This window comes from Aquimarina latercula DSM 2041, assembly GCF_000430645.1.
In the GTDB taxonomy this organism is placed as follows: domain Bacteria; phylum Bacteroidota; class Bacteroidia; order Flavobacteriales; family Flavobacteriaceae; genus Aquimarina; species Aquimarina latercula.
Genome location: NZ_AUMK01000020.1, coordinates 1 through 24,252 on the forward strand (window position 1 = coordinate 1; position 24,252 = coordinate 24,252).

Consider the following 24,252-nt stretch of genomic DNA (forward strand, 5'->3'; position numbering starts at 1 on the left):
TACAATTCTTATTTTAAATTCTTGTTCTGCAACCTCAATCATTTTTCTGTAAGTTTCGGCCAATAATCGAGCTTCTTGTAGTTCCCTCTTTAATTGAGATACAGATTCGTTTTTGTTGTCTGAAGTTTTATTTGATTGATTTGCCATTACTGGTAAAGATACTATACTTGGGTTTGTATAATCATATCCTTTGTCTTTTAACCAGCTTGTTAATGTTCCGTGACCCAGATTATATTTATCTTTAATTGTTTTTCGCTTTAAAGTTCCTGTTAAAAATTCGTTGCAAACGAAATCTTTAAACTCTTCACTATACCTATTTTGCCATTTTGTTGTTGATGTTTTTGAATATCTTTCCATATTTTCACACTTTTTGTGTAAACCTATTTCAGGACAAGACAGGGGAAACCAAAATAACTTAATTTAATTGGGTGATCATTTTATATCAGAACTGATATTGGTTATTTTCCCTTTTTTAATTGTATTTATGTATTCATAGTGCTTTTTTTAAGTTGTTTTGTTTAGTATTAATTTGCTTCTTATAATCCCAATAGCAGCAAATCTCCTTGTGAATCCTTTTTTGAAATAGTATGAACTGATAAAAAAGTCGCTATCTCTATTTCGTGAGGTGTATTATGAACGTTTTCTAATAGGTTTTTCTTTGTTAATTTTAAAAGCTCTAAAGGGGCATATTTTGTTTTGAAATAGTAGGTTGTAAAAGGATTACACTTACTGAAGCCTTGTTTTACTTCTTTATAAATATGAATCCAATCATTAGAACCTTCCAACTCACAAAAGTTCCCATTAGGCAGGATGGTAAACCCAAAAGGATCCACCGCACTTTCCTGATCCATATCAGAAGTAATGATTCTTTTTAAATGGTCTAATTTTAAAGGACTTTTGGCATAGTACAATAAAATTTCTATCCTATGCAATAAATCAAAGACTTCTATTCTTTGCATGCCTTCAAAATTACGCATGATTTTATATAATAATTGTTGTTCTTGTTTCATTTTGTTTTAATTAAAGCATAGGCCAATATCTTCTCCTTTGATATTAATCAAAAGGAGAAAAGAAGTTTTACTTATTAAAATGATTTTATAACTTATATCGCAAAATTAGTAGGATGTTTTGGGTTGGTTAGAAAGTTTTGGCTAACTTTTAATATAATTGTTTGTTGAACCAGCTACATCAATGTAACTGGTTCTTAGTATTTATTTAGTATTCTTGCCTGCCAATCTTTGACACCACTAGTCGCAGACTAGCGGGAGCGGGGGTTTTTTAAAAGTGATGATGCGGAAGAAGCGGTTAATTTACCTTTATTAGAAAAGATTAAAGTAATTGATACCCTTGAAGATGAAGAGCGTAATGCATTGCTTAAAATGATTGATATGGCGATCTCTAAGAAAAAACTAAAAGATAATCTTACGAACCTTATTTCTTCTTAATATTTGTACATAAAAAAATCCACAACATTGCTGCTGTGGATTTATCAATATTTATATTCTTACTCTTACCCCTACGAAGTTAAAAACTATCGCATAACAGTATTAAATCTCAGCAATAAACGAGGTGTTTTCTATTCTTATGTATCTTTCGTTTTCTGAGAAGACTATATCATTTTCATTTAAATAATTAATTATTTCCAAGGAATGATCAATATTCTTAGGAGAAACTAGCCTTCCAATAATTATTAATTCAACAGGATCAATTTCTAACCATTTCCATTGATTTATTTTTATAGGACCAATATGTTCAGGCTCAAAATAACCATCTACAGGGAAATTCAAATAACTGCCCCATTCGGATACTTCAAAACTTGGATCATAAAACCAATTAAACCTAATTGGACATTTTTTCTGATTAATTATATAACTTATTTTATCTAACATGCTTTAATATTATTGCTTCTTTTTTTGGGGATAAGAAAAATGACCTTCTCCATTTTTACCATGATAATGAGGTTGTTCAAAAGTATTATTATCTTTAAATCGATGACCATTACTGTGGTGATCTATATTAACTGGATTTCCATTCACATCTTTCGTTTTTATAACTTGAGATGGTTCTCCATTCGGACCTAAAAGATTTTTATTTTTTCCGTGTACATTTTCTCTTTTAAAATTATTTGCTTGAGAAGTAGGGACATTATTTTTTCTAAAAGCTTCTCTTCTCGCTGCCCTTTCTGTTTTAAATGTTTTATCTCCTGCATTTTGAACTCTTCTTGTTGTCCCTTTTCCTTTACCACCTCTAACTAATGCAGGTATAACATTTAATGCTGCTTGTACTTTATCTCCTGTAGAAGCTTCGGGATCCACTTGAGAAACTATAGCTTCATCAAGAGCATCTAAACCAATTAAAGATAAACCTATAAATGTAATATCAGTAACTAATGCAGCACCTGGGTTGTCTGAATATGCACCTTCGGGGGCAGGATTAATAAACCCTCGCATAGGCTCTCTACCAGAGCTAGGATTATACAATGCATATTCTGGTGGTGCACTACCGTGGTTTCCTGTGCCATCACCGATAGGTATGGGTCTATGGTCATTAGGGTTACCACTTCCCGAATCAGGACAATCTCCTGTAGGACAAGGCATCATCCCATCAGGATCCATAAAAAATATAGGATTGTTAAACGCATAATTGTAAGGAGAATGCCTGCGCATTTTTTCTGCTAGCGGATCAAGATTCATCCACCTACCAATTGCAGGATCATAGTTACGTGCAGTAATATCTACCCAACCAAGACCTAGTTCGTCTTGTTCTTCTTTCCCACCAAACCCATAGTTGTGTTTCCTTCCAGTAATGGTGTTGTTATACCCTTTATGTTGTAGTCCAAAGGGATAATAGTTTTTCTCCTGCATAATCTCCTGAGCATAATCTCCATCACCATCTACATCTGCATTATTTCTAAGAACGTCTATTTTACCATCCTTATCTTTATCAGAATACGAGATTCTAATATTTCCTAAATGATCTTTAAGTTGGTATACATAATTATAACCTATAATCGTTTGGTATTCACCAATACCTTTATACCATGGTTCTACATATCCTTCAGAAGTATTAAAGAATTGTAATTTGCCATTTTCATAGATGTAGTTGCCAGCGTACTCTGTTGTTAAAGAACTTCCACCAGAAACAATCTTTTTTAGTTTTGTTCCAGTTGCGGTGTAAATATAACTAATATTTCCTGTATTAGATCGTGTTTGATCATTTATTGCTACCGTAGTTGGTAGGTTTAAATGATTGTAGGTGATACCAGTAATTCCCTTATTACGATCGATGGTCATATTACCGTTTACATCATATACGTAATCATTATTGGTATTGGTACCATCTATGAATCCTTCGTTTTTATGAACCGAGGTTACGGCTTCTCTAACCTTTTCTAACTTATTGTTACTATAAGTATAGTAGAGTTCATCTATTCTTGTTGTGGATCCATTCGGTCTGCCGTTTCTTGAGATTCGTCCTATATTTCCATTTTTATCATATGCAATACCCCACATACTAAAAGAATCTCCAGTCATCAAGGTTGAGCCTCGTAAGCTATTTGCTCGAGTGATTCTATTTAAATCATCATACTGATAAGAATACGATCTTTTAGTGTTATCATTGGCTGTTTTCCAGATCGTTTGAGAGATATTACCATTATAAAGTTCTGGTACATCATAAAATCCTTGAACGGTATTGTAATTAATCTTAAAACTAAAAAGATCATCACCTATAGTATCTACATCATTGATACCAGTTAACCATCCACGTACATTGTATGTGTAATCCACAGTTTGTAGCGGAGCTTGTTCTGCGTTTCCGACCTTTTTACTTTCTAACTGTCCTAAATCATCGTAATTATTCTGTACAATCAGTTCTTGTGGGTAACTACCTATTTGTTGTTTTTGAGTTAGCAGTCTACCCATATGATCATACGTATAGGTATCAGTAGTTACGATAGCGGCATTACTATCTTTGTTATGTGTAGTTCGTGTCGCTAATGGTTTTCCTGTAAAATCTAATTTGCTTTCTACCTTATCAATAGTATTTAAATATCTATTTCTACTACCTGTCCATATATTCTGTCCTTTACTATCATAGGCGTTTACTGTGGTGATCCAGTTATTGGTTCCTAATACACGAACTTTTGATCCCGTTGGTAATCCTTTGGTATCGTTGGTAGTAGTTATTCCATACGAAGTAGATGGTTTATTCATTCCATCTCTATCGAAAGTATAATCATCATAGTAATTGATGGTTAGAATCGTATCAAAATATCTTGGGATCGCATTATTAGTATAATAGATTGCTGTTCCTGCTAAGGTTCGACTACTAGTTTCTTTAGTCTCAAACTGTGAATAAACAGCATTAGTATCCGCAGATGTTTGCAAAGAAGCTCTGGATTCATTATTTTTTAATGATCCTGTATACGCTACTCTCCCAAGAGCATCGTATTTGGTAAACAACCATTCTTTTGGATTTTTAGAACGTTGATTAGCATCCTGGGTCATTACTGGTTGATCCAGTTTGTTGTACACTATGTATTCCCAACCTTTTCCTGGTATTTTCTTTTCTACCAATCGATTTCTGTAATCGTATTTGTATTGATAACAGAGTTCAGAAAGTTCGGTTGATGATACTCCATTGGTAACTGTAACTTTTGGGGATAATACGTAGGTAAGATTTCCAAAATCATCATAGACATAATAGGTGTCGTGGGCAGTGTTATTATTGTATGTTCTTTTAAGAATCATACGCCCTAGCTTATCTGTAAATTCTTTTGTAGTATGATCATTACCATCACTGCTCTTCCAGTTTTCATCTTTGGTGATGTTTACCAAGAGTTCTTGTGCTGGATAATCACCTACTTTTTCTAAGGTAGGTACTGCTGTATTCCCATTTGTAAATTTTACTCTAAAATACACAACATCATCGGCATCGCTGTTTAAGGCTCTATCGAGTTTAATAGTATGATCATCTCCTTCTTCTGTTGCCTGCCAGTCTAATCCTGGAGCAGCTTGTTTTAAAGGCCTGCTTAATGGAGATGACTCAAAAATAGTTTCCGAATACGGATTGGGTGTATTCTGATATTTTGAAGTATTGTAAAACGCATTGAGTTCTGCCAATGGATTGGTATAGATTGTTCCATTTTGAGTCTCTTCAGAAGCATAAGGTAAATATTCCTTCGCTTGTCTACCATAGTTATCATACTCAAAATGTGTAATGATATCTTTTGGTTTAGATTGCTGAATCAACTGATTAATAGGCGTTCCGTTTCCATCTATTTTTGTCAATACTGGATTCCAGAAATACTGTTTGGTATTAGTATCTGTACTGTAATAAAGATAGTTTCTAAATCGAGCAGTTGTCGTGTTGTTCCTCCATTTATAATCAGTACCGTTTTTAACTTTATTACCGTTTATATCATACATCCCACTAATTCCACTATTGCTTCCTGTATAAGTATGTGGATGCACTATTCCTACCAATAAATACCATTGGTTAAGATTTGGTGTGTCTCCAACAACAAAATAAGGATTGCCGTTAGCTGTGCCGCTAAGATTATTTACGTTCTGTGTACCATGATAGGTACTTCCATTCTGTGAACCTGTTCGTTTTACCCAAACAGCATAACGATATCCTACATTTTTATCCACTGATATATAGTCTGTGTTCCAACCACCATCTGCGTCACTGGCAGCATCATTACCACATTTCCATAATAAGGATTGTTCTCCAAAGGGATTGGTATCGAAAATTCTTTCGTTATCAGAAGATTGACCGTTCATATTAAATAACGATGTGTGTCCTCCTCCCGCAGTCCAATCATCTGTCCAGTCCAGGATATTAGTATTTTGTTGCTGTCCGCCGGCTCTTACCGCTACGGATTGTTTAGGTCTTCCTAATCCATCGAAATAATTGACCGATACAATTTTATCACTTTCTAGCACCTGAGATTGTTGCCCATCTTGTACTTCGGTTTGGTAGGTGGTAGATTTTATATAATTTTCTGTTTGTGTCTGTGCACTAATTACTGTACTTACCAATACAGCAATCGCTAAAAATATTTTTTTCATCTCTATGACTGTATTAGTTATTTTTATAATTGTACTCGTTTTCCGATAGAATATTTCCATCTTGATCTTTTACTTTTTCTAACCTGTTAAATTGATCATACTCGTAATACATTGTATACCCTTTTTGATCTGTCATACTTGTAACTCCTATCAATGGATCATAGGTATAATAACTCATTTGAGAATTCACAAAAAATGAATGTGATTGCAACGTATTTAGCTGTGATCGCATAGTAGATTCTGCAGCTGTACTATTCTCTGAATTAGATGTCGTTCGTATTTGATTGATACTACTAATAACATCTGCTGGCATTCCTGTATAGGTTGCATTTGCTATTTTTGCTATTGGATATTTATCATGATACCCCCAAACATAAATCATCGAACTACCGTCTGGCTGTTCTACTTCTAAAGGATTTCCATTGGTATCATATTTTTTATAATACAAACGATCTTCTAAGGTTGTATCTCCTTTAGCGAACTGAACTTTTTCTGGTAATGCAATACCATCTCCCCAATCTTTGTAGAAGGTTTTTCGGGTTGCCAGTTTACTAGTAGTACCATTTTCCTTAATCGTACTACTTTCTGACTGTATCACCTCTGTAAGGCGATTATTTGTTACTAATAACTGACTTCCTGAATCTGTAAAATCCTTTGGGTAGTAAAACGTACTTTTTTCTTGAGCTCCATCAATTCCTGTTGTAATACTATTACGCATTAAATAATCCACCGAAGAATCGTAACTCATCGTATTTACCACAGTAGTTTGTGTATCACCAAAATACTGAGTGGATTTTACCTCGATAGTATTTCCTGCAGTCGCTTGCATTAGATTTCGTTTTAATGCTAGTGTAGACAGATCAAAACGTGTAATACAAGTAGCTCCTGGAGCATCACATCCTGCGGGACGTTGTGGAGTATACGCTCTATTGCCTGCCTGAACAACGCCTCCAACACCAGCACTACCTATGAATCCTGCAAACCATTCAGGTTCTAAATGACGATATCGATATTTATTAATCGAAGCATCATAATAGATTTGAATGTATTTGATACTATTATTCTCGTTATGTGTAAGAGAAATTCCTGCTGTAGAAAAATATAGAGGGTTATCATAACTATTTTGTGTAGATGCTATGGTGTCATTTGCAGCGGTAAACACTAAATTACGTTGTTCTTTTCCTACTTTATATCTTGGAATAAAACTATTAGTAAAAGGTCGAATAGCATCTGTTACTATACCATCGGATCCTGTATTGAATTCATAAATAGTATATCCATTATCGGCACTAGTGTTTTGCTTGCTTTCATCATACACCGTAATTTTGGGATATACTACGTGTGGTTGATTACTAGACGCTCCAGCCAATCGGTGCAGTGTATAAGCCGTTGGTTTATCAGGTTCTGTAGTGATTACTTTGGCAGTTGTATATACTAGGGTTGGATTAAAAATTACTTTACCGGGAGCATACACATATTTTTTAGCAGATGCTTTTGTACCATTACTATCATAATCAGTTATCTTTTGGATACGTAATCCTGCTTTTAAAAATTCACTCCCTGATTGTGATTCATCAATTTGTTCTTCTCTAAAAACACGCACATTAGACGTTCCCGGTCTAGAATTCACAAGTGTAATTTGATATGTACCTGCCTCTAAAAGAATCTGTCTTCTATCTGCGGTACCATAATTACTCCATAAAAGATTAACACTCGAGTTTCCTGTAGTTTGATTAATAATTTGATTGTACGGAATTGGAGTAAATTCATAATCTGGATCAATAATAGGATTGTCATCTCGATCATCTCCTAAGTCAAGATTTCCTTGTGCTCTAAAAATAAAAACCTCCCTATTTCCTAAACCACTTGTTGTATAATCTAATTCATAATAATAAGGTTCTGTAATTGTAAACAAAGTACTATTAATTTTAGGAGCACTTCCAAATTTATCCTCACAATAATTACCACAAACATTATTATTAGAAGGGTCAAGCCCTCCTGTTAAACTAGCACCACCATATACAACTTCTCTGGTTACAATCCCTGTGGATGATCCATCAGAAGCTCTATGCTGTTCATAAGTAAAAGTAGTATAACCACCTGTTGGATAGGTGATCTTAGTTAACATTCCTCTTTTGGCTTTTGTGAAATCAGGTAATCGATTTGCTCCAGTATAGGTGTCTCCATTTCGTACATATTGAGGATATAGTACTGAATTATTCTTACCATTATAATATCCCATATAATCCTGAGAAAGTGATTTTCTAGAAGGTACTCCAGGCGCATTGTCATAAGCTAAAGCATATTGTTGATAAGTATTGTTGTTTGCATCGGTAATCTCTACTGTATCCAATTTTAAGCGAATATCATCCGAATTACTATTAGCTGGATTTGCTGTAGAAGAAATCCCAAAGTACGAATGTCCGAATTTGATCTTTTTTAATACACTTGCTAAAGGCGAAGTGCTTTGTGGGGAATAGATATGTAATTCATCTAAGCCACTAGGAACATTAAGATTCATATCGTATCTGTTTTTAAGTACCGTGGATACAATTAATTTCCCATTATGTTGTATTTGACTTAAAAAAGATTGATTTAGTTTGGTAATTGGTTGAAAAGTAGATCCGCCAGGATTACTAAAGGTATTTCCACCAGGGTTATTAGGCATTGGATTAGAGGCGTGACTTACAGGTGACGATGAAAATGGCTGATTCCAATATCCAGTACTGGTATAACTAAACTCATATGTATCTTTTAAGGTAGGTGATTCTATTTTAGTCAATAACCAAGAAGAAACATATTCTTTAATAACTCCACCAGTAGCAGAAGCATCGTTTCCTTGAGTATGCGTTTCTTCTTGCTCTTCAAAATAATATTTTGTTCCATTTTCACTAGTAATCGTCCAATGACGGATATATCCAGATCTATAATACTCCACTTTAGTTCTTGGATTTTTTAGTCCTCTGGCTTCTAAAGTTTGCATATCGATAACTACCATTTCATTTAGACCTGGCGCATTAACACTAAAAAAGTCTTGCTCGATATCCTTAAATCCTTTATTTACACTCTCTAGGAAATAAAAGTAATCTTCTGCTTTTTGTCTGGTATCAAAGGAGAAGTTGTTCGCAGTATATTCTAATACTTTGGATCTAACCGAGTTGTCAAAAATGGATTGATAATCCGAACTGATAAAATCATCAGGCATCCCATTTACAATTCTAGATACACGACCTCCAATAGTTAGGTTCCAACTGAGTCCTACCCAAGAAGCTTGCTGTTCTACTTTAACTCCTTGTGCGTCATAACTTAACTGTATTGGCAACCCTACTTCTTGTCCCGGATATTGATACAATGGTATACTAATTTCAGGAGTGCCTGTATATAAACTTACTGGAGTATTCCCGAACTTGGTTAAAGTGGCTGCTTCTGGAGCTTTTGCTGCATCGGCAATCCTAGTGATTTCTGCACTATAATCTACACTGAGATTCCCTCCCCCAGGGATTTGCTGACTGTAGATCCCCAAACTGATACTGCATAGTAGTATCAAAACAATTTTTCTCATACAATGATATTTGATGGTTATAATTCTATTTAGTTTTTGTTTCCTTAAAATGTGTTTTTCGAATCCTCGTACTTTGAGGTTTCTATATGGATAGTGTCATTACAAATCGAAATGTTACCTCGAATTGTTGTTTTTTTTATTGTGATTGCATTTTGTTACGTTTTAGGACATGGATAATGTCAACTCTTATATGCTGAATTCTTTATTAAGCCACCAATTCCTTGTACACAGGATCGTTTTGAACCATTTTGTATAGACGTTCTTTAATTATGCATTTCTTTTTACGCGTGTATCCCTCAGTATATCCAGTACTACTAGCAATATCTTTCATGCTTTTCCCTTCAAAAAATAGGTTTAATACATTTTTACTGCTATTGCTTAGGTTATTAAGGTGTTTATGAAAGAGATCTAGTTGATGTTCTTTTGTAATTCCGGTTAAAATTGAATCTGATGTATCTACCAGATTCTTTTCGTTAATTTCTTGATGTTCTATCCAACGTTGTTTGCGTAATTTGTTTCTCCACAGATTTTTACAAATCCCAATAAAGTAGGTTTCTATAGAAGATATAGGTAGTTCTATGTTTCCAGAACGTAGCTTATGATAAAGTAATACCAAGGCTTCCTGAAATATATCTTCTACATCTTCTGCAGTGCCTTGATATTGTCTAATTAGCTTTCTGACAGGAGGTAGGTTTTTTTTATAAAATGATTTTAGAACTGTGCTATCTCCAGCAATGATTCCTTCTATGATTTGTTGATTTTTTGTTGTGTTCATATTGTTGTGTTTCCCTTTTAAATTAGACATAAGATACCTTGTCGGTGTTTGTAAACACCGTTTATATAGTCTGCAAACTTGTAGTTGCAGTAGAATGTTTTTTTGAATTATTTAGATCTGCTGAATTGGTGAGACCCTTAGGTTAGCTATTTTTAGTATGCTATTAGTTTTGTTGTTGTAATCAATTATAGAAATCTGTACTATCCCTTTAGTTTTTTATTTTAGTTTTGTAACTGATTTGATATCAAGATCAAATTTTGATTGAGGCAAATATATGTTGGAGAATTACGTTAGTGCAAGGAGAGGTGGTCTATATTCATGAATAATGAAGTAGAATTTCATGAATTGTCTCCATTATAAAATAATAATATTAAAAATTATTTTATTCATACTTTTTTATAATATGAAAGAAAAAAACATTCTTGTTTTTATACCGTTTTTATTTTCTTTAACTATGTTTTCTTTTCAAAATGCTAACGAAAATTTAGAAGATAAAAGTTTTGATTTTCTGTCAAGGGAATACTATAAAAATAAATCTGATTCAGTAGTTTCTTCTAAATATGCTTTTGCATATTTAAATAAAGGAAAGAAAATCGGTGACCCTATTAAAATCGCTGATGGTTACTTTTTTTTGTCATTAGTAAGTACGGATCCTACAAATATAGAGTATAATGATAGTATAATTATAATTACAAAAAATAACAAAACAAAAAATTATCCAACTTATGCTTATTTAAATAAAGCTAATATTTATTATGAAAAGGGATTATTCAAGGAATCTTTCGATAATTTTTTGCAAGCAAATAAAGAGGCAGTACAATCACAAAACACCTATTTAATATATGATAGTAAGAAAAGTATAGGAATTTTAAAAAGTAGAATAGGAGAAAATGAATCTGCTCTTTTAATCTTTAATGAGTGTTTGAGTTATTATTCTCAAAATAAGAATGAGTTTCCTTATGATTATTTGACTACATTATTTGCGCTTTCTGATTCATATAGAAGAAATAAAAAGTTAGATTCTTCTTATAATATAAACAAGGTTGGGTACAATGAATCGATTGACTTGAAAAATGATGAGTTTAAAACGTATTTTACGTTTTTAGAAGGTATTAATAATTATGAGAAAGGAAATTTTATTGCGGCAAAAGACAGCCTAATCAAATCTATTAATTTTCTTAGTGATAACGATAGAGCTAATGAGGCAATCGCTCATTTTTATCTAGGCAAAACAAATATCTTATTAAATAAGAATCTAGAATCAATAAATGAATTTAAAAAAGTAGATGATATTTTTCAGGACATTAAGGAAATCCTACCTGAAACTCGAGAAAGTTATGAAATATTAATAAATCATTTTAAACACATAAATGATAAAGATAATCAGTTGAAATATATAGAAAGATTAATTGAAGTAGATAGTCTTCTATATAGTAATTATAGATATTTAATTAAAAATGTAGTTAAGAAATATGATACTCCTCAATTAATTCAAGAGAAACAGAAGATTATTAGTGCTTTAGAAAAAGATAAGAACCATTTTTCATCTGTGATAATAGTACTTATAATTATAAGTATAATTTTATTATTATTATGGGTGTTAGATCATCATAAAAAGAAGGTGTATAAGCGAAGGTTCGAAAGCTTATATGTTTCTTCAAAAACTAAAACTAAAACTAAAACTAAAAATGCAAATTCTGTTTCAATAGGGATTTCTCAAACGGTAATTGACGATATTTTAATACAGTTAGATCAGTTTGAAGCAAATAAAGAGTTTTTAAATTCAAAAATTCAAACTGCTCTTTTAGCAAAAAGATTCAATACAAATTCTAGATATCTTTCAAAAGTGATTAATACTAATAAAAAAATGAGTTTTAGCAACTATATAAATGAACTTCGAATAAATTATGTAGTCAATGAACTTAAAAATAATGTTAAGCTAAGAAACTACACAATTGATGCTTTAGCCAAAGAAATTGGATTTAACAACAGAGAATCGTTTTCAAAAGCTTTCTTTAAAAAAACGGGAATCTATCCTTCATATTTTATTAAAGAAATAGAAATAAAAGAAAGTCTTTAGGATATGTCTTTTTTACTTATAATTACGTCTAGTTTCATGAAAACAGACCATTGTGTAATTGAAAATGATTTAAAACCCGATTCTAATATCTAAATTTGCGTTGGAAATTAATTATTTAAATATTTTAAGATGAAAAAAAAAATGAAAGGCAAATTAAGTTTGAGTAAATTTCAAATTGCTAAATTAAATAACCCTAGAACTATTTTAGGTGGAAATGATACTGATGATGTGACTAAAACTATTACCAAAACAAAGTTGACTGAAAAATGTCCAACTATACCAACTAGTCCTACAAAACCTGAACAATAATAGAATTATATCTTAAAGTCGAAGTGTTTTTACACTTCGACTTTATTGTCAATTAAATTTATATGATTACTAAAAACACAGTATTAGTATTATTATTGATTTTCATAACTAGTTGTTCTGATAAATTATTTTTATATACGTCACAATCTATTGCGGTAATTCCTAACCAACAGAATGTTAGTAAAAATAAACTTAAGAATTGGAGCCATTTAGATCTTTCTGAAGATTCAATACCTGGAGTCAGCTTAATCAAGGCATATAATTTAGACTTTTTATCGGTGAAAACAGAACAAGAAGTTGTAGTTGCTATTATTGATACACAAATTGACATAAATCATGAGGATCTTAATGGAAAAATATGGAGAAATAAAAGAGAAGTAAACAAAAACAGAATCGATGATGACAAGAATGGTTATATAGATGATATTAATGGCTGGGATTATTTGGTAAATAGTAAAGGAGAAAGTTTAGCTAGATCCGATTTTGAATTCGTACGAATAGTAAGAAAATTTAAACCTGTTTTTGACGAAGTTGATGGGGAAATTTCTAAAAAAAGTCAACCGAAAAATTATGAATTATACAAAATTGCAACAAAAAAGTATGAAGAAGCTCTAGTTGCTGCGAAAAAGGATCAAGAATATGGTGATTTTCTTTACTATAACTATCCAAAATCCAAGGATTTGTTAAAAAAATTATTCCCTAAAGAAGATTATACTATTAAAGAACTTGATAGCCTTTATAATGTATATAAAGATATTGATGATAAAAAAGCACAACTTGTTTATTTTATGTCTGATTTTTTAAAATATGATCTTTCAGTAAAATGGATTGAAGATTATAAAAATAATGCTGATGATAAAATCAATAAGTCTTTAAATATAGGCTATAATCCTCGTCAAAAAATTGGAGATGACTACAATAATATTAATGATATTAATTATGGAACGGGAGATTTGACTATTAATAAGAATGGTTATAGTCATGGAACACTTGTAGCGGGCATTATTGCAGCAAAAAGAAATAATAATATCGGAATTGATGGTTTTTATGACCATGTTAAGATAATGCCATTAAGTATTTCCTGTAGTGGAGACGAATATGATAAAGATATTTCCCTTGCTATAAGATATGCTGTTGATAATGGTGCGAATATTATTAATATGAGTTTTGCAAAAGAATTTTCTATTAGGGAGGATTGGGTGAAAGAAGCTATTATCTATGCAAATAAAAAAGATGTCTTAATTGTTGGTGTAGCTAGTAATGAAAATATTGACATTGATAAAAGCGTTATCCATCCTAACGATTTTGATGATGAAGCTCAGGAAATAGTGGATAATTTTATAGTTGTGGGTTCAACTTCTTATATTTTGAAAGAAAATCTTAAATCTTCTTTTTCTAATTATGGTAAAAATAATGTTGATATATTTGCTCCGGGAGAAGATATATATACATTGGAACCTAATAATAAATACGATTTTCAATCAGGTACTTCGGTTGCCGCACCTGTTGTTAGTGGAGTTGCCGCTTTAATTAAAGGATATTATCCATCACTTAAAATGTTAAAGATCAAAGAAATCATTATGAACTCAGGTGTAAAGTATAATATTGATGTGGAAATTGATCAAGAAGACGGAACTAAAAAACTAATTCCTTTCTCGGAACTTTCAAAATCCGGTAAAATAGTAAATGCCTATAATGCCTTGATTATGGCAGAGGAAATTTATAAAGCTAAAAATTAATAACACTATCTAAGGCTTCATCAGTATCTTTATAAATAAAATTCCCTTGATATCCAATCGTGGTAGTCAGGTGTGAATGTCGTTAAAGCTTTTGTAACATCTCCGGAGATATTTTATCACCCGCAATATTATCAAATAAGTGTTTGGCAATATGTGTAGTTACCTTTTTGTCAATTTCTGCCCGCAGAGCAATTTCCTTTAGATATTTGTTAAACTTATAAAATATTATTAGGCATTAATAACCTAATTTAACCTCTCGTAATAAATATACTTAATAACAACAGTATTATTTATAGTTACCAATATTGTTCCATTTCGAATTTTCGGTTGAAGTATTTTTCGTTTCAGTAAAGTATTTTGCCATTTTAAAAGAACACATTTAGTAAGCTAAATAAAATTTTATTCAAAATAATTACTTAGCTCGAATATAATGATTCCACATTCTGGTTTCGTACTCATCTCATTTCTGCTCTTCTTTTCTCCTTATTGATTCACTTATTTTTTGATGTATCTCACTGATGATTCATTAGTGGAAACCATCTATTTCAAAAAAAAATAAAAACCCAGGGTAACATTTAGAGATAAACATACTCCTCCTACCAAATAAGCAATTGTTTCTAGGTCTGATCAACCTGTATAATTTTTTGTGAAGCAAAACGCGGCAGCCGAAAAGCGTATGAGTAGGCATTTCTTTTAAAACTAATACAATGAATTTTAAAATTATTTTAATGCTATTTTTTACAATAGTATCAGTTAACTTGGGGGTAGCACAAAATTTAGTTACTAACGGAGATTTTTCTAATTACAATACAAATTGTAATGATTATAGTTTTGCGTTTACTACCACCAGTAATAATTGCGTTCCTAATTGGAACTCCTTTTCTGGGAGTCCTTCATTGCACGGCGTATCGTCTAATCCGCATGCTTGGATGTGGTCAGGAGGGTCCACTAATCATTATGAAAGTATACAAACTCCTATCGCATTTGAGACCGGAAAATGTTATGCAGTTTCTTTTAAAGTAAGGACTAATGATAGAGGTAATCAGGACATAAGTGATCACGGCACTATAAATGTAAGAGCAGTTAATTTCCAGAATGGAAATATTCTTAATGAACAAACTATTTTTTCTAATACCATAGGCACATATTTAGGAAATAACTGGCATTTGGTTACAACTACATTTACACCTAATGCAAACTATGCTAGACTTTTAATAAATCCGCTATATACAGGAGGAGTAAAGCAGGCAGAAATGGCAATTGATGATATCGTTATAGAAGAAAGTCAATCTTTATCTGTTGATTTTCATTTTGAAGATTCAGATTCCAATACTAAAGATGCTTTTTGTGATGGAGAGACAATTCTCTTAAACGGAAGCGCTTCTCAGGGAGAGGTTCGTTATTTTATAGATGCGTGGAGAAGACCTACAGGAAGTACAGGTAGTTTTCAGTATGTATCTGGATTAGGTTGGACTACAGGACAATTGCAAACAGTTAATTTAACGACACTATTTGCAGGCAATAATGTGAATTTTGAAGTTGGATATGAATATGAAATCAAAGTAGCATTGGGTAATGATTGTATCGGATGGTTGCCTTTAACCAAGCGATTTACAGTATTGCCTAATGTAGGATTAGATTCTAATTTTATCATGAATACTAGCTGTGCTGGTAATGGAACTATTACAGTACAGGTAACAGCAACAAATCCAAATGCGTATCAATGGTGGGGATTATTCGAAACACCAACTTCTGTTGCTAATGGAGGTACACAAATAGGACCTATCCAAGGTGGAACAACGGTAACATTTAGTGGACTAAGTAGGACTAAAAATTATTATATCAAACATGGAGTTTGGAAAGATGCTGATGAAAATTGTTATCCGTGGCAAGAAACTAGAAAAATTATTCCTAGTTCAGTTAGTTGGGCTGGATACACTACTGATTTTGCATTAAGTGTAAGTTCTAATTTTAATGGTCAGGTAAGTGTAAATGTACAGGCAGATAGTAATCCAGTTTCTGTATATCATGGATGGCAAGTGTATGATGTAAACCATAATGTAATCAGTGGATTTTGTTGTAATTCTGATATAGCTTCTTTTCAAGGGCTTTTAATAAATACTTGGTATTATGTGAAACACGGAATCTGGAATGATTGCAAAGAATGGCAAGAAACCAGAAAATATTTTAGAGTTCAGATACAAGAAAGTGAAAATAATATTGGAGGTTTTATTTTAGAAACTAAAGAGTATCCTTTTGAGCCAGATAGTGCTTATACCAAAGAAATTAATGAGTTAGTTAATTCGGGTACTATTTATGAATTATATGAAGAATATGAAAGAGAGAATTCTTCAGATGATAAAGATACTAATCTATCTAAGTTAGAGATGTATCCTAATCCGGTACAGTCAGGAAATACACTTACCATTTCGGGATCTTTTAATGATCCAATTAAAAGTATAGAACTGGTGGAGCTTTCTGGAAAAAGTACCTCGTTATCTTTTTCAGTTCAGAAAGAGAATATCATTTTGGAGATTGATTCTAGGATTTCTAAAGGAATGTATTTTGTTAGAATTATAAGAAATTCTGGTGAAGTAATAACCCAACAGTTAGCAATACAATAGAAATATAAGAAACTAAAAACAACCATTTGATGAATTAAGTATATGGTTTGTCAAATGGTTTAATTGAATGATGGGATATATGTTTTTTATTATATCCGGATTGTTTTAAAAACTTTAAAAAGTAACTAATATTTATAAAAGAATAAAAATGAAAAATATTTTAAGAATAATAGTTTTAAGTACGTTGTTGATTGCTTGTACGCAGGATGATACTGTTCTACAGCAAGAAGAAACTAGTATTAATACTAAAGAAGAAACTAAAGAGTCTTCTATGCTTAGTTTTGATTCGCAAGATGAATTTAAAGAGTTTATTGCTCAAAAAATGGAGTCGAAAGAAAATCTTTTAGATGAAGCAAGAATTGCTTTCGAAGAACGAGGAAGACTATCATTATTGTTAGTGTATAATAGTTTAGAAAAAGAGGAGGCTGAACAACTTGGTCTAAAAAGGGAAAATATAGCAAAGGTGGATTCTCCGGATAGTATGTTGCTTTTTTTACTAAATGAGAATGGAGAAATAGGAATAGAAGATAAAATCTTTAGAATAGATGGAGATTTTGTCTACACATATACACGAGGATTTGGAAAAGTAATTAATGAGTTTATTGCTGCAAATGCCAAAGGTGATGTGCAAATCCAAGACGGTGAGACGATCTCTTTTGGAGAAAATCTTACAGTATTTAAACATGAAAATAAAATAGAAGAAATCACTGAAAAATCAGCTTCTACAACAAAAGTGATTCGTGAATTTAATGGAAGAAAGGCGAGAATGATTGCTAAGCAATGGAATGGACATTGGGCTTTTTATAGCTCGATAGGGTCCGTTACAAAAACGCAAGAATGGTCAAAAGTGTTATGGTGGAATGATTGGAAAGATGTAAAAACTGATAATAGATTAGAGTTTGAAGCGTCTTGGTACGCGCAAGATTTTTTTGAAGTATCTCCTCGAATAAAATCAAAGTCTAGTCATAATTATTGTAACTGTTATGAAGCCATAGATGTATATGATTGGAGTGCTGGTTTTATACCTGCAGAATTTACTCCCAGATCAGGGGTTACAAAACATTGGTCGCATTGGTATCCTGCTACTCCTAATACGGTAGGTACTTGGATTTACTACTAGTATTAGCTTATTGATAACAAGAAATAAACATTAAAAATAAAACCAATGGAAATGAATCATAATATTTTAAAAGGAATTCTATGCGTGCTTTTTGCAAGCTTCATTCTTTCTTGTAACAAAGAAGAAATAGAATCTAGCGCTTTACAATTTAATACTAGTAAAGAAGCAGAAGAGGTAACATCTATGTTTAGTATGGATGCACGAATTGCAAGTTTATATGCTTTACAATATGCTAAAGCTATTGATCCAGATTTTAGATTTGTACCTGGCACTTCGAAAACGCCTAAATTTATAACAGGAAAAGATGTAGTATCATTTATTGATCTAAATGAATTACCGATTGAAAGAGAGGAAATATCTTTTATTAAAGAGATTCTGTATAAAGAAGATAGTCGAGCTATTTTAATTCAAGAGGTAGATGATAGAAAGAATCAAGCAAAAGTGAATGTATTATATATTCCTTATCCAACAGAAGTAAATGTGCCAAAAGATTATGTGTTTCAACATGGAGTGTTGATTGATGATTTTCAGGCTGTTTATTTGCCACCGTATCTTTGGGCCTCAATAGGGTTAGATGGTGCAGGAAGTTATTGCAGCTGCACTATTACGTTAAGGAACTTTAATACTTTATGTAGTGCTTGTCCGGATTTGTCAACTAACTTTTTAACGGTATTTGAAGATTACTTTGAAGGTGATGATATTGATAATTATGATGAGGTTTTAAATAATTCTATTACGATTGAAAAGGTTCCCGTTGGCGAAAGTATATTCGGGTCGTAGTAAGTAAGAAATTATATTTTTTAATAGAAAGGCTAAAATGATACTATTTATTTAGCCTTTCTATTTTTCTTTTTAAAAAAATAAAGACTTATAGCGCCAATTACTAGCATCAAAAGAATGAAAACGATATAAGGCTTAAACGAATTTTGATCCAGGGAAATAGGAGTGTTATTACCAATAAGTATTAACGAACCCCAATAAAAAGGAGATAATTCGCTACCATCATGAGTGTTTAGGTAGTGTAGTTTAGCATTTCGAAGAGCAGAGGATTTTGTAGATCCTTGATTAATATTTTTATAAAAGTCAATCATCAATTCCTGATTTGCTTTGTCATTTACAGACCATAAAGAAGAGACTACGCTATTGGTACCTGCATAGAAAAACCCTCTGGCTAGGCTCATTACACCCTCGCCTTTGTTGATTTTTCCTAAAGAGGTTTTACAAGCACTAAGCACTACCATTTCTGATTGATTTTTGGTGGCGTATATTTCTTGTAATGTCATTTTTTGATCTCTAAAAGCAATCCAAGGATTTGTTATAGCTCCAACATCAGCATGTGTAGATAGATGTAAGATATTGTATTTATCAAAATTGCTAATAACACTATCTTTAAGACTTTTTTCTTTTAATAAAATATCTCCAGATAAAATGTCAGATATGCTGGTCACTTCCTTTTTACTATGAATTAAAGAACCTAAATTATCTATATTAAAATCTATTGGCGCAACACCTAAAAAATTGAGTTCAGGGTTTCTGTTTTTGTTTTTATTTTGATCTAAATAACTCATAGAATAGGCATACCTAATTTCGGTATCTTTAATTAAATAACTATGTTCTTGTTTTGATGTAATCAATGTTTCAAAAGAAAGTTGTTGCAATGCATAATCAGGAATGATTATTACATTTTTTCCTTTAATTAGGGAATAAACATTCTCTGGAATAAGTTGGTTAAAAATATGATGTGCTATTTTGTGGTAGGTTCTTAATTGGTCTTGATCTTTAAACCAGTTAGTAACTTGATGGTTTGCGATACTGATATCCCGAATTAATTCTTTTGGATTAGGAATCTCGAAAATTATGGATTTGCCTTTCGCATGAAGAATTCCATATCCTTGATCATCATTTAGAATGTATTGTAATACAACTTCTTTGTCTGAAATAAACTTCTTTGTAAAATTCGAGTAGGGTAGAACCTTAACTTTTTGCTTGTTAATTGCGTACTCGGGATATTTGATATTAAGAGAATCTACAAAGATCAGATAGCTGCGCTTATGTTGATAGATTTCTTTTTTCACTGCGAGAATACTATCTTTTGATGTGTTGTCTAGTATATTTAATTTGTTTTCTGATAGATAGATACTTTGTTTTAGCTGATATTCTCTGCTAGCTAGTTCCGAAGGTAGTTGAGCATTCTCTTTTGCTTGTTCATTAGTAATATCTTCTAATAAGAGTATCGCCTTATTTTTTTCCATAAAATAATAGGCGTCTTCATATTTTTTTAATAGAAAAGATACTTCTACAGCTTTCATGTACAAAGATGAAGCTTGTTCTCTCCAATATAACTTAGATTTATATTCAGAGCTCTCGAAACGAATAATATCAACTAATTTATCTGCAATTTTAAAAGTTTTTAAAGCCTGTATGAGATGATCTTGGTTTTTGTCGTGGTTATAATACTGCATCCAACCATTGGCTTTTTGGATTAAGTGATTTAGAGTATAGTATTTATTAGGTATTAGTTCTAAATTTTCTTCTTTAATAATGTTGTTGTAATCATAGGTCTTAGTTGGATCAAAAGTATATTGTATAGCTTTTTGATAGAACAGTAATCCTTTTTTGAATTCTTTTTTGGTGATATAAAAATCACCAAGATTTTCGTAGGCAGGCGTATAACTGGGATTATATTTAATTGCTTCTTCCAAATGCAGTTTGCTACTATCTAATTGTTTTATTTTTAAAAATGCAAGCCCTAAACTATTGTGCGTTATGGCTCTATAGTTTGAATCCAGAGGGTGTAATCTACTAATGGCGTTAGAGAAATTGGTAATGGCTTCACGATAGTTTTCTGTTTTAAGAAGTAGGTTTCCTTCTATTTGGAATATACTGTTTTTTTGTTTTGCAGGGTTGTAAGAAACGGATTGTAGTATAGAATCCGCTTTTTGAAGACTTGACTTAATTTTATTTGAATGTCTTTTATACCCCATAGAAGAGTATATGTCGGCCTTGAGCAAATAGAAATTAACTCTTTTTTTATCATATTTAGAATTATTTGGACACAACCCAATAGCTTTTTCTATAGTGCTTAATGCTTTGTGGTAGTCCCCTATATTTTTATATGCTATAGAAAGTTCTGAGTTAGCAACTATTTTTTTATCAAGTTGCCCTGTTTCAGATAACCGTATGAGGTAAGTAATAGCTTTAAAATATTCTTGAATTCTAGAATTGAAAAACCCTAAATTATATAATGTTTTATCTAATGATTTGGATGATTTAATTTGTAGGCTATCTTTAATTGACAAGGATTTTTTTGTAAACAAAATTGCTTTACGAAGGTTTTTTCTTTCATTAGTTTTTTTCCGTTTTTTAAATAGAAAGACTCCATAGTCATGATAATTGTCGGCAAGGACTATATCATATTGCTCGTTTGTGTGTTCAAAGAAAGAATCTATTTTGCGCTCTTTCAGTTCCAGATCTATAGATAAACTCAATAGTTTGTTAAACTCATCTTTGTCTTGTTGCGAATATATGGTGAAAGGAATAATACTTAGTAGCAAGAAAAAAAGTGTAATTTTCATACATTAAAAATATGAAAATTACACTTTACAAAAGCAATGAAATTATACCTACGATTTATTGCTTTTAAATTTTTGAATGTAGGGACATATGCATTTATATTATCTTCTAACGATCACTCTACCTTGTTGAATAAAATTTTGTAATCCTTGTACCCTATATGCGCTATTTAATATCGCGTTATTGAGCTGTAATGAAGTGAGTTCTTTGTCATATAGTTTTCCGGCTATAGCTGCTATATAGGCTGCGGAAAAAGAGGTTCCTGTAGGATTAATTGTAAGGTTTGATTCGGTATCCATAGTATAGAAATATCCGTTTATTGGTGCAGCTATGTCTATAGTCGATGGGCCATAATTTGATTCTACTATAGATATGAAATCTAGTAAATCTGGCATCTCCATTTGCTCACTGACCTCAATTTCATAACCGCCAACTCCCAAAAGATTCTTTATTGCATATCCAGATGGAAAATGAGCGATTTCTTCATCAACATTTAATCCTCGATTACCAGCAGAAGCAATAAATAGTACATTATTTTCCATAGATTCAATGCTGTTTTTTAGAATTTTTTGTTTTTTTAAACCATACCATCCAAAACTCATATTTACAATATCGATATTGTTCAATTTCGAAATATAGTTTAAACTACAAACGATATCATAATAACTACCACGTCCATTCTCATCAAAGGCTTTTATAGATAATAGTTGATGCGGAATTTGATTAGCTGTTAATTCGGAATTAATGATTTTTGCTACTTTAGAACCATGTCCATTATCATCTCTCATATCTTTATCGTGATTCACATAATCCCATCCAGAATCTCCAAAGCTTCCATTCGATTCACCCCTTGTACTGTATAAGATAGGGTTATTAAAATAATCATAGTCAATTCCTGTGTCCACTATTGCAATATTTACATAATCAGGATTGGTTGATGATATTATTTTATCCCCTAAACGACTACTGTAGTGACCAGATAAAGTCTTATTGGCAATAGTTATGTAGAATTGATAATCAAATATAGCTCTGCCTTCTTCAACTTCTTCTTCACCAGAGTTATCTTCGTAATTAGTTACTAGATTTTCTACTAAGTGTTGTACTCCCATAAAATCTGTATATAGGGTATCTATTGTCCATAATTCTGGCCCTTGGGGATCGCAGTCACAAACTTCCTTCTGTAATATTTTAAAATCATAAGTTTGCTCAAGATCAGATCGCAGGTTCTTTTTTTGGGTCTCGTTTAAAGTGGAATCCGTAAATTTTACCACAACTTGATTTCTAATAATTTCCGGTACTATAGGATTGTTAGGAATATTTTTTTCTAAAACTTCTCCGAAACCAGTGTTTTGAGTTATAATATCTTCATCAACGGAGCATCCCCATACTCCGATTAATGCAATGTATATCCATGTTACTATTATGATACTTTTTTTCATGATAATTAGTTTGTTTTTTAAAATGTGTAAAGTCATATGATATATTCCTAAACCACATTTTTAGTTGATATTCATAGACCGGATTCGAAAATAGTAGAAATGTTACCCAAATATTTAAGATAATTTGTTTAAATAGTATAATTTGATTTGGCTTTGAAATTATTTTTTGACGTTAATTATTTGATTTTAAGCGTGTTTAAGTAGTATTTTTTGTGCGTTTTATAGATAATTATATTTCCCTTTTTCTTTCTTAAAAAGTCAATTAATAAGAGCAGTTAACCCATAAAAAAACAGTCTTATTCCCCTAACAAAGTTTCACGAATTATAGTTATGTTTGTGTTCTTCGTATAGAAATTATTCTATAATTACTTAGAGATTCCATGGCAAATAAAAAGCTTGATGATTACCTATTACAGAGCCTTAAATCAGGTAATGATAAGGGTATTAAGGAAATATATAATAGGTTGTATCCTAAAGTAAAGTCTTACATAGTTAGTCACGATGGATCAGAAGATGATGCAAAGGATGTAATGCAAAAAGCATTGTTACAATTATCTGCCAGAGCACAAGATGAAAATTTCAAGATTACTTATAGTTTTGAAGGGTACTTTATAACTATTTGCAAGAATTTATGGAGACGAGCTTCAAAATTATCAAAAATGAGGGTAACAAATGAAGGAGTTATGGATCTTGTTCATGAAGAAAGAGAAATAGCTTTGGCGACATATGAACAGGAGAAGTGGGAGTTATTTCAAGAAAAATTATTAGAAATATCGCAGAATTGTAGAGAAGTACTAGCATTTTTTTTTAATAAAGTACCTTATGTACAAATAGCAGAAAAGCTAGGGTATGGATCAGAAAATACGGTAAGACAACGGATTTTTAAGTGTAAATCGAAATTAAAAGAAGCTATACATGCCGATATGCGTTATAACGAATTAAAAGAGTTTTGAATAC

At 31.7% G+C, this 24,252-nt stretch carries 15 protein-coding genes and 1 pseudogene; 7 read left to right on the forward strand and 9 right to left on the reverse strand.

Annotation, left to right across the window (positions count from 1 at the left end; genetic code table 11):
- From H526_RS0116900 to H526_RS0116925, 6 genes are all read right to left on the reverse strand, one after another.
- Positions 1–357 (reverse strand): hypothetical protein (locus H526_RS0116900; RefSeq protein ID WP_027394091.1); only part of this gene is annotated, 357 nt, incomplete at its 3' end.
- Positions 358–536: 179 nt separating this feature from the next.
- On the reverse strand, positions 537–1,010 hold the full coding sequence (locus H526_RS0116905) for a hypothetical protein (protein ID WP_027394092.1): 474 nt from the start codon (positions 1,008–1,010) through the stop codon (positions 537–539).
- A 537-nt stretch (positions 1,011–1,547) separates the two neighbouring features.
- A complete protein-coding gene (locus tag H526_RS0116910) occupies positions 1,548–1,889 on the reverse strand; it encodes a DUF6678 family protein (RefSeq protein WP_027394093.1) in 342 nt (113 codons plus the stop codon).
- Positions 1,890–1,898: 9 nt separating this feature from the next.
- A complete protein-coding gene (locus H526_RS0116915; protein ID WP_162144501.1) occupies positions 1,899–6,074 on the reverse strand; it encodes a DUF6443 domain-containing protein in 4,176 nt (1,391 codons plus the stop codon).
- A gap of 13 nt (positions 6,075–6,087) precedes the next feature.
- Complete coding sequence (locus H526_RS0116920; RefSeq protein ID WP_155839712.1) at positions 6,088–9,636, reverse strand: RHS repeat domain-containing protein; 3,549 nt, start codon at positions 9,634–9,636, stop codon at positions 6,088–6,090.
- Between the two features lie 205 nt (positions 9,637–9,841).
- A complete protein-coding gene (locus H526_RS0116925) occupies positions 9,842–10,411 on the reverse strand; it encodes an RNA polymerase sigma factor (RefSeq protein WP_035085881.1) in 570 nt (189 codons plus the stop codon).
- 403 nt (positions 10,412–10,814) lie between these two features.
- Between H526_RS0116925 and H526_RS0116930 the strand changes: the two genes are divergently transcribed.
- The 3 genes from H526_RS0116930 (at position 10,815) to H526_RS0116940 (ending at position 14,539) form a co-directional block, all read left to right on the forward strand.
- On the forward strand, positions 10,815–12,491 hold the full coding sequence (locus tag H526_RS0116930) for a helix-turn-helix domain-containing protein (RefSeq protein ID WP_027394097.1): 1,677 nt from the start codon (positions 10,815–10,817) through the stop codon (positions 12,489–12,491).
- Positions 12,492–12,620: 129 nt separating this feature from the next.
- A complete protein-coding gene (locus tag H526_RS0116935) occupies positions 12,621–12,800 on the forward strand; it encodes a hypothetical protein (protein WP_027394098.1) in 180 nt (59 codons plus the stop codon).
- A 62-nt stretch (positions 12,801–12,862) separates the two neighbouring features.
- The gene (locus tag H526_RS0116940; RefSeq protein WP_027394099.1) at positions 12,863–14,539 is read left to right on the forward strand and encodes a S8 family serine peptidase; all 1,677 of its coding nucleotides are present in this window, start codon (positions 12,863–12,865) and stop codon (positions 14,537–14,539) included.
- Here H526_RS0116940 and H526_RS32370 read toward each other — a convergent pair.
- Positions 14,529–14,756, reverse strand: a pseudogene (locus tag H526_RS32370) (recombinase); the annotation flags it as partial. The gene H526_RS0116940 and the pseudogene H526_RS32370 sit on opposite strands and share 11 nt — an antisense overlap.
- A gap of 490 nt (positions 14,757–15,246) precedes the next feature.
- Here H526_RS32370 and H526_RS0116945 point away from each other — a divergent pair.
- From H526_RS0116945 to H526_RS0116955, 3 genes are all read left to right on the forward strand, one after another.
- Positions 15,247–17,163, forward strand: a complete 1,917-nt coding sequence (locus H526_RS0116945) for a T9SS type A sorting domain-containing protein (RefSeq protein ID WP_027394100.1) — start codon at positions 15,247–15,249, stop codon at positions 17,161–17,163.
- A 148-nt stretch (positions 17,164–17,311) separates the two neighbouring features.
- Positions 17,312–18,283, forward strand: a complete 972-nt coding sequence (locus H526_RS0116950) for a hypothetical protein (RefSeq protein WP_027394101.1) — start codon at positions 17,312–17,314, stop codon at positions 18,281–18,283.
- Between the two features lie 51 nt (positions 18,284–18,334).
- Entirely contained in the window at positions 18,335–19,063 is a 729-nt protein-coding gene (locus tag H526_RS0116955; protein WP_155839713.1) for a hypothetical protein, read from the forward strand.
- Positions 19,064–19,110: 47 nt separating this feature from the next.
- Here H526_RS0116955 and H526_RS0116960 read toward each other — a convergent pair whose 3' ends face one another.
- Entirely contained in the window at positions 19,111–21,858 is a 2,748-nt protein-coding gene (locus H526_RS0116960; RefSeq protein WP_027394103.1) for a CHAT domain-containing protein, read from the reverse strand.
- Between the two features lie 99 nt (positions 21,859–21,957).
- The gene (locus tag H526_RS0116965) at positions 21,958–23,295 is read right to left on the reverse strand and encodes a S8 family peptidase (RefSeq protein ID WP_027394104.1); all 1,338 of its coding nucleotides are present in this window, start codon (positions 23,293–23,295) and stop codon (positions 21,958–21,960) included.
- Between the two features lie 380 nt (positions 23,296–23,675).
- Between H526_RS0116965 and H526_RS0116970 the strand changes: the two genes are divergently transcribed.
- Positions 23,676–24,248, forward strand: coding sequence for an RNA polymerase sigma factor (locus H526_RS0116970; RefSeq protein WP_027394105.1), 573 nt, complete (start codon positions 23,676–23,678; stop codon positions 24,246–24,248).
- Positions 24,249–24,252 lie beyond the last annotated feature (4 nt).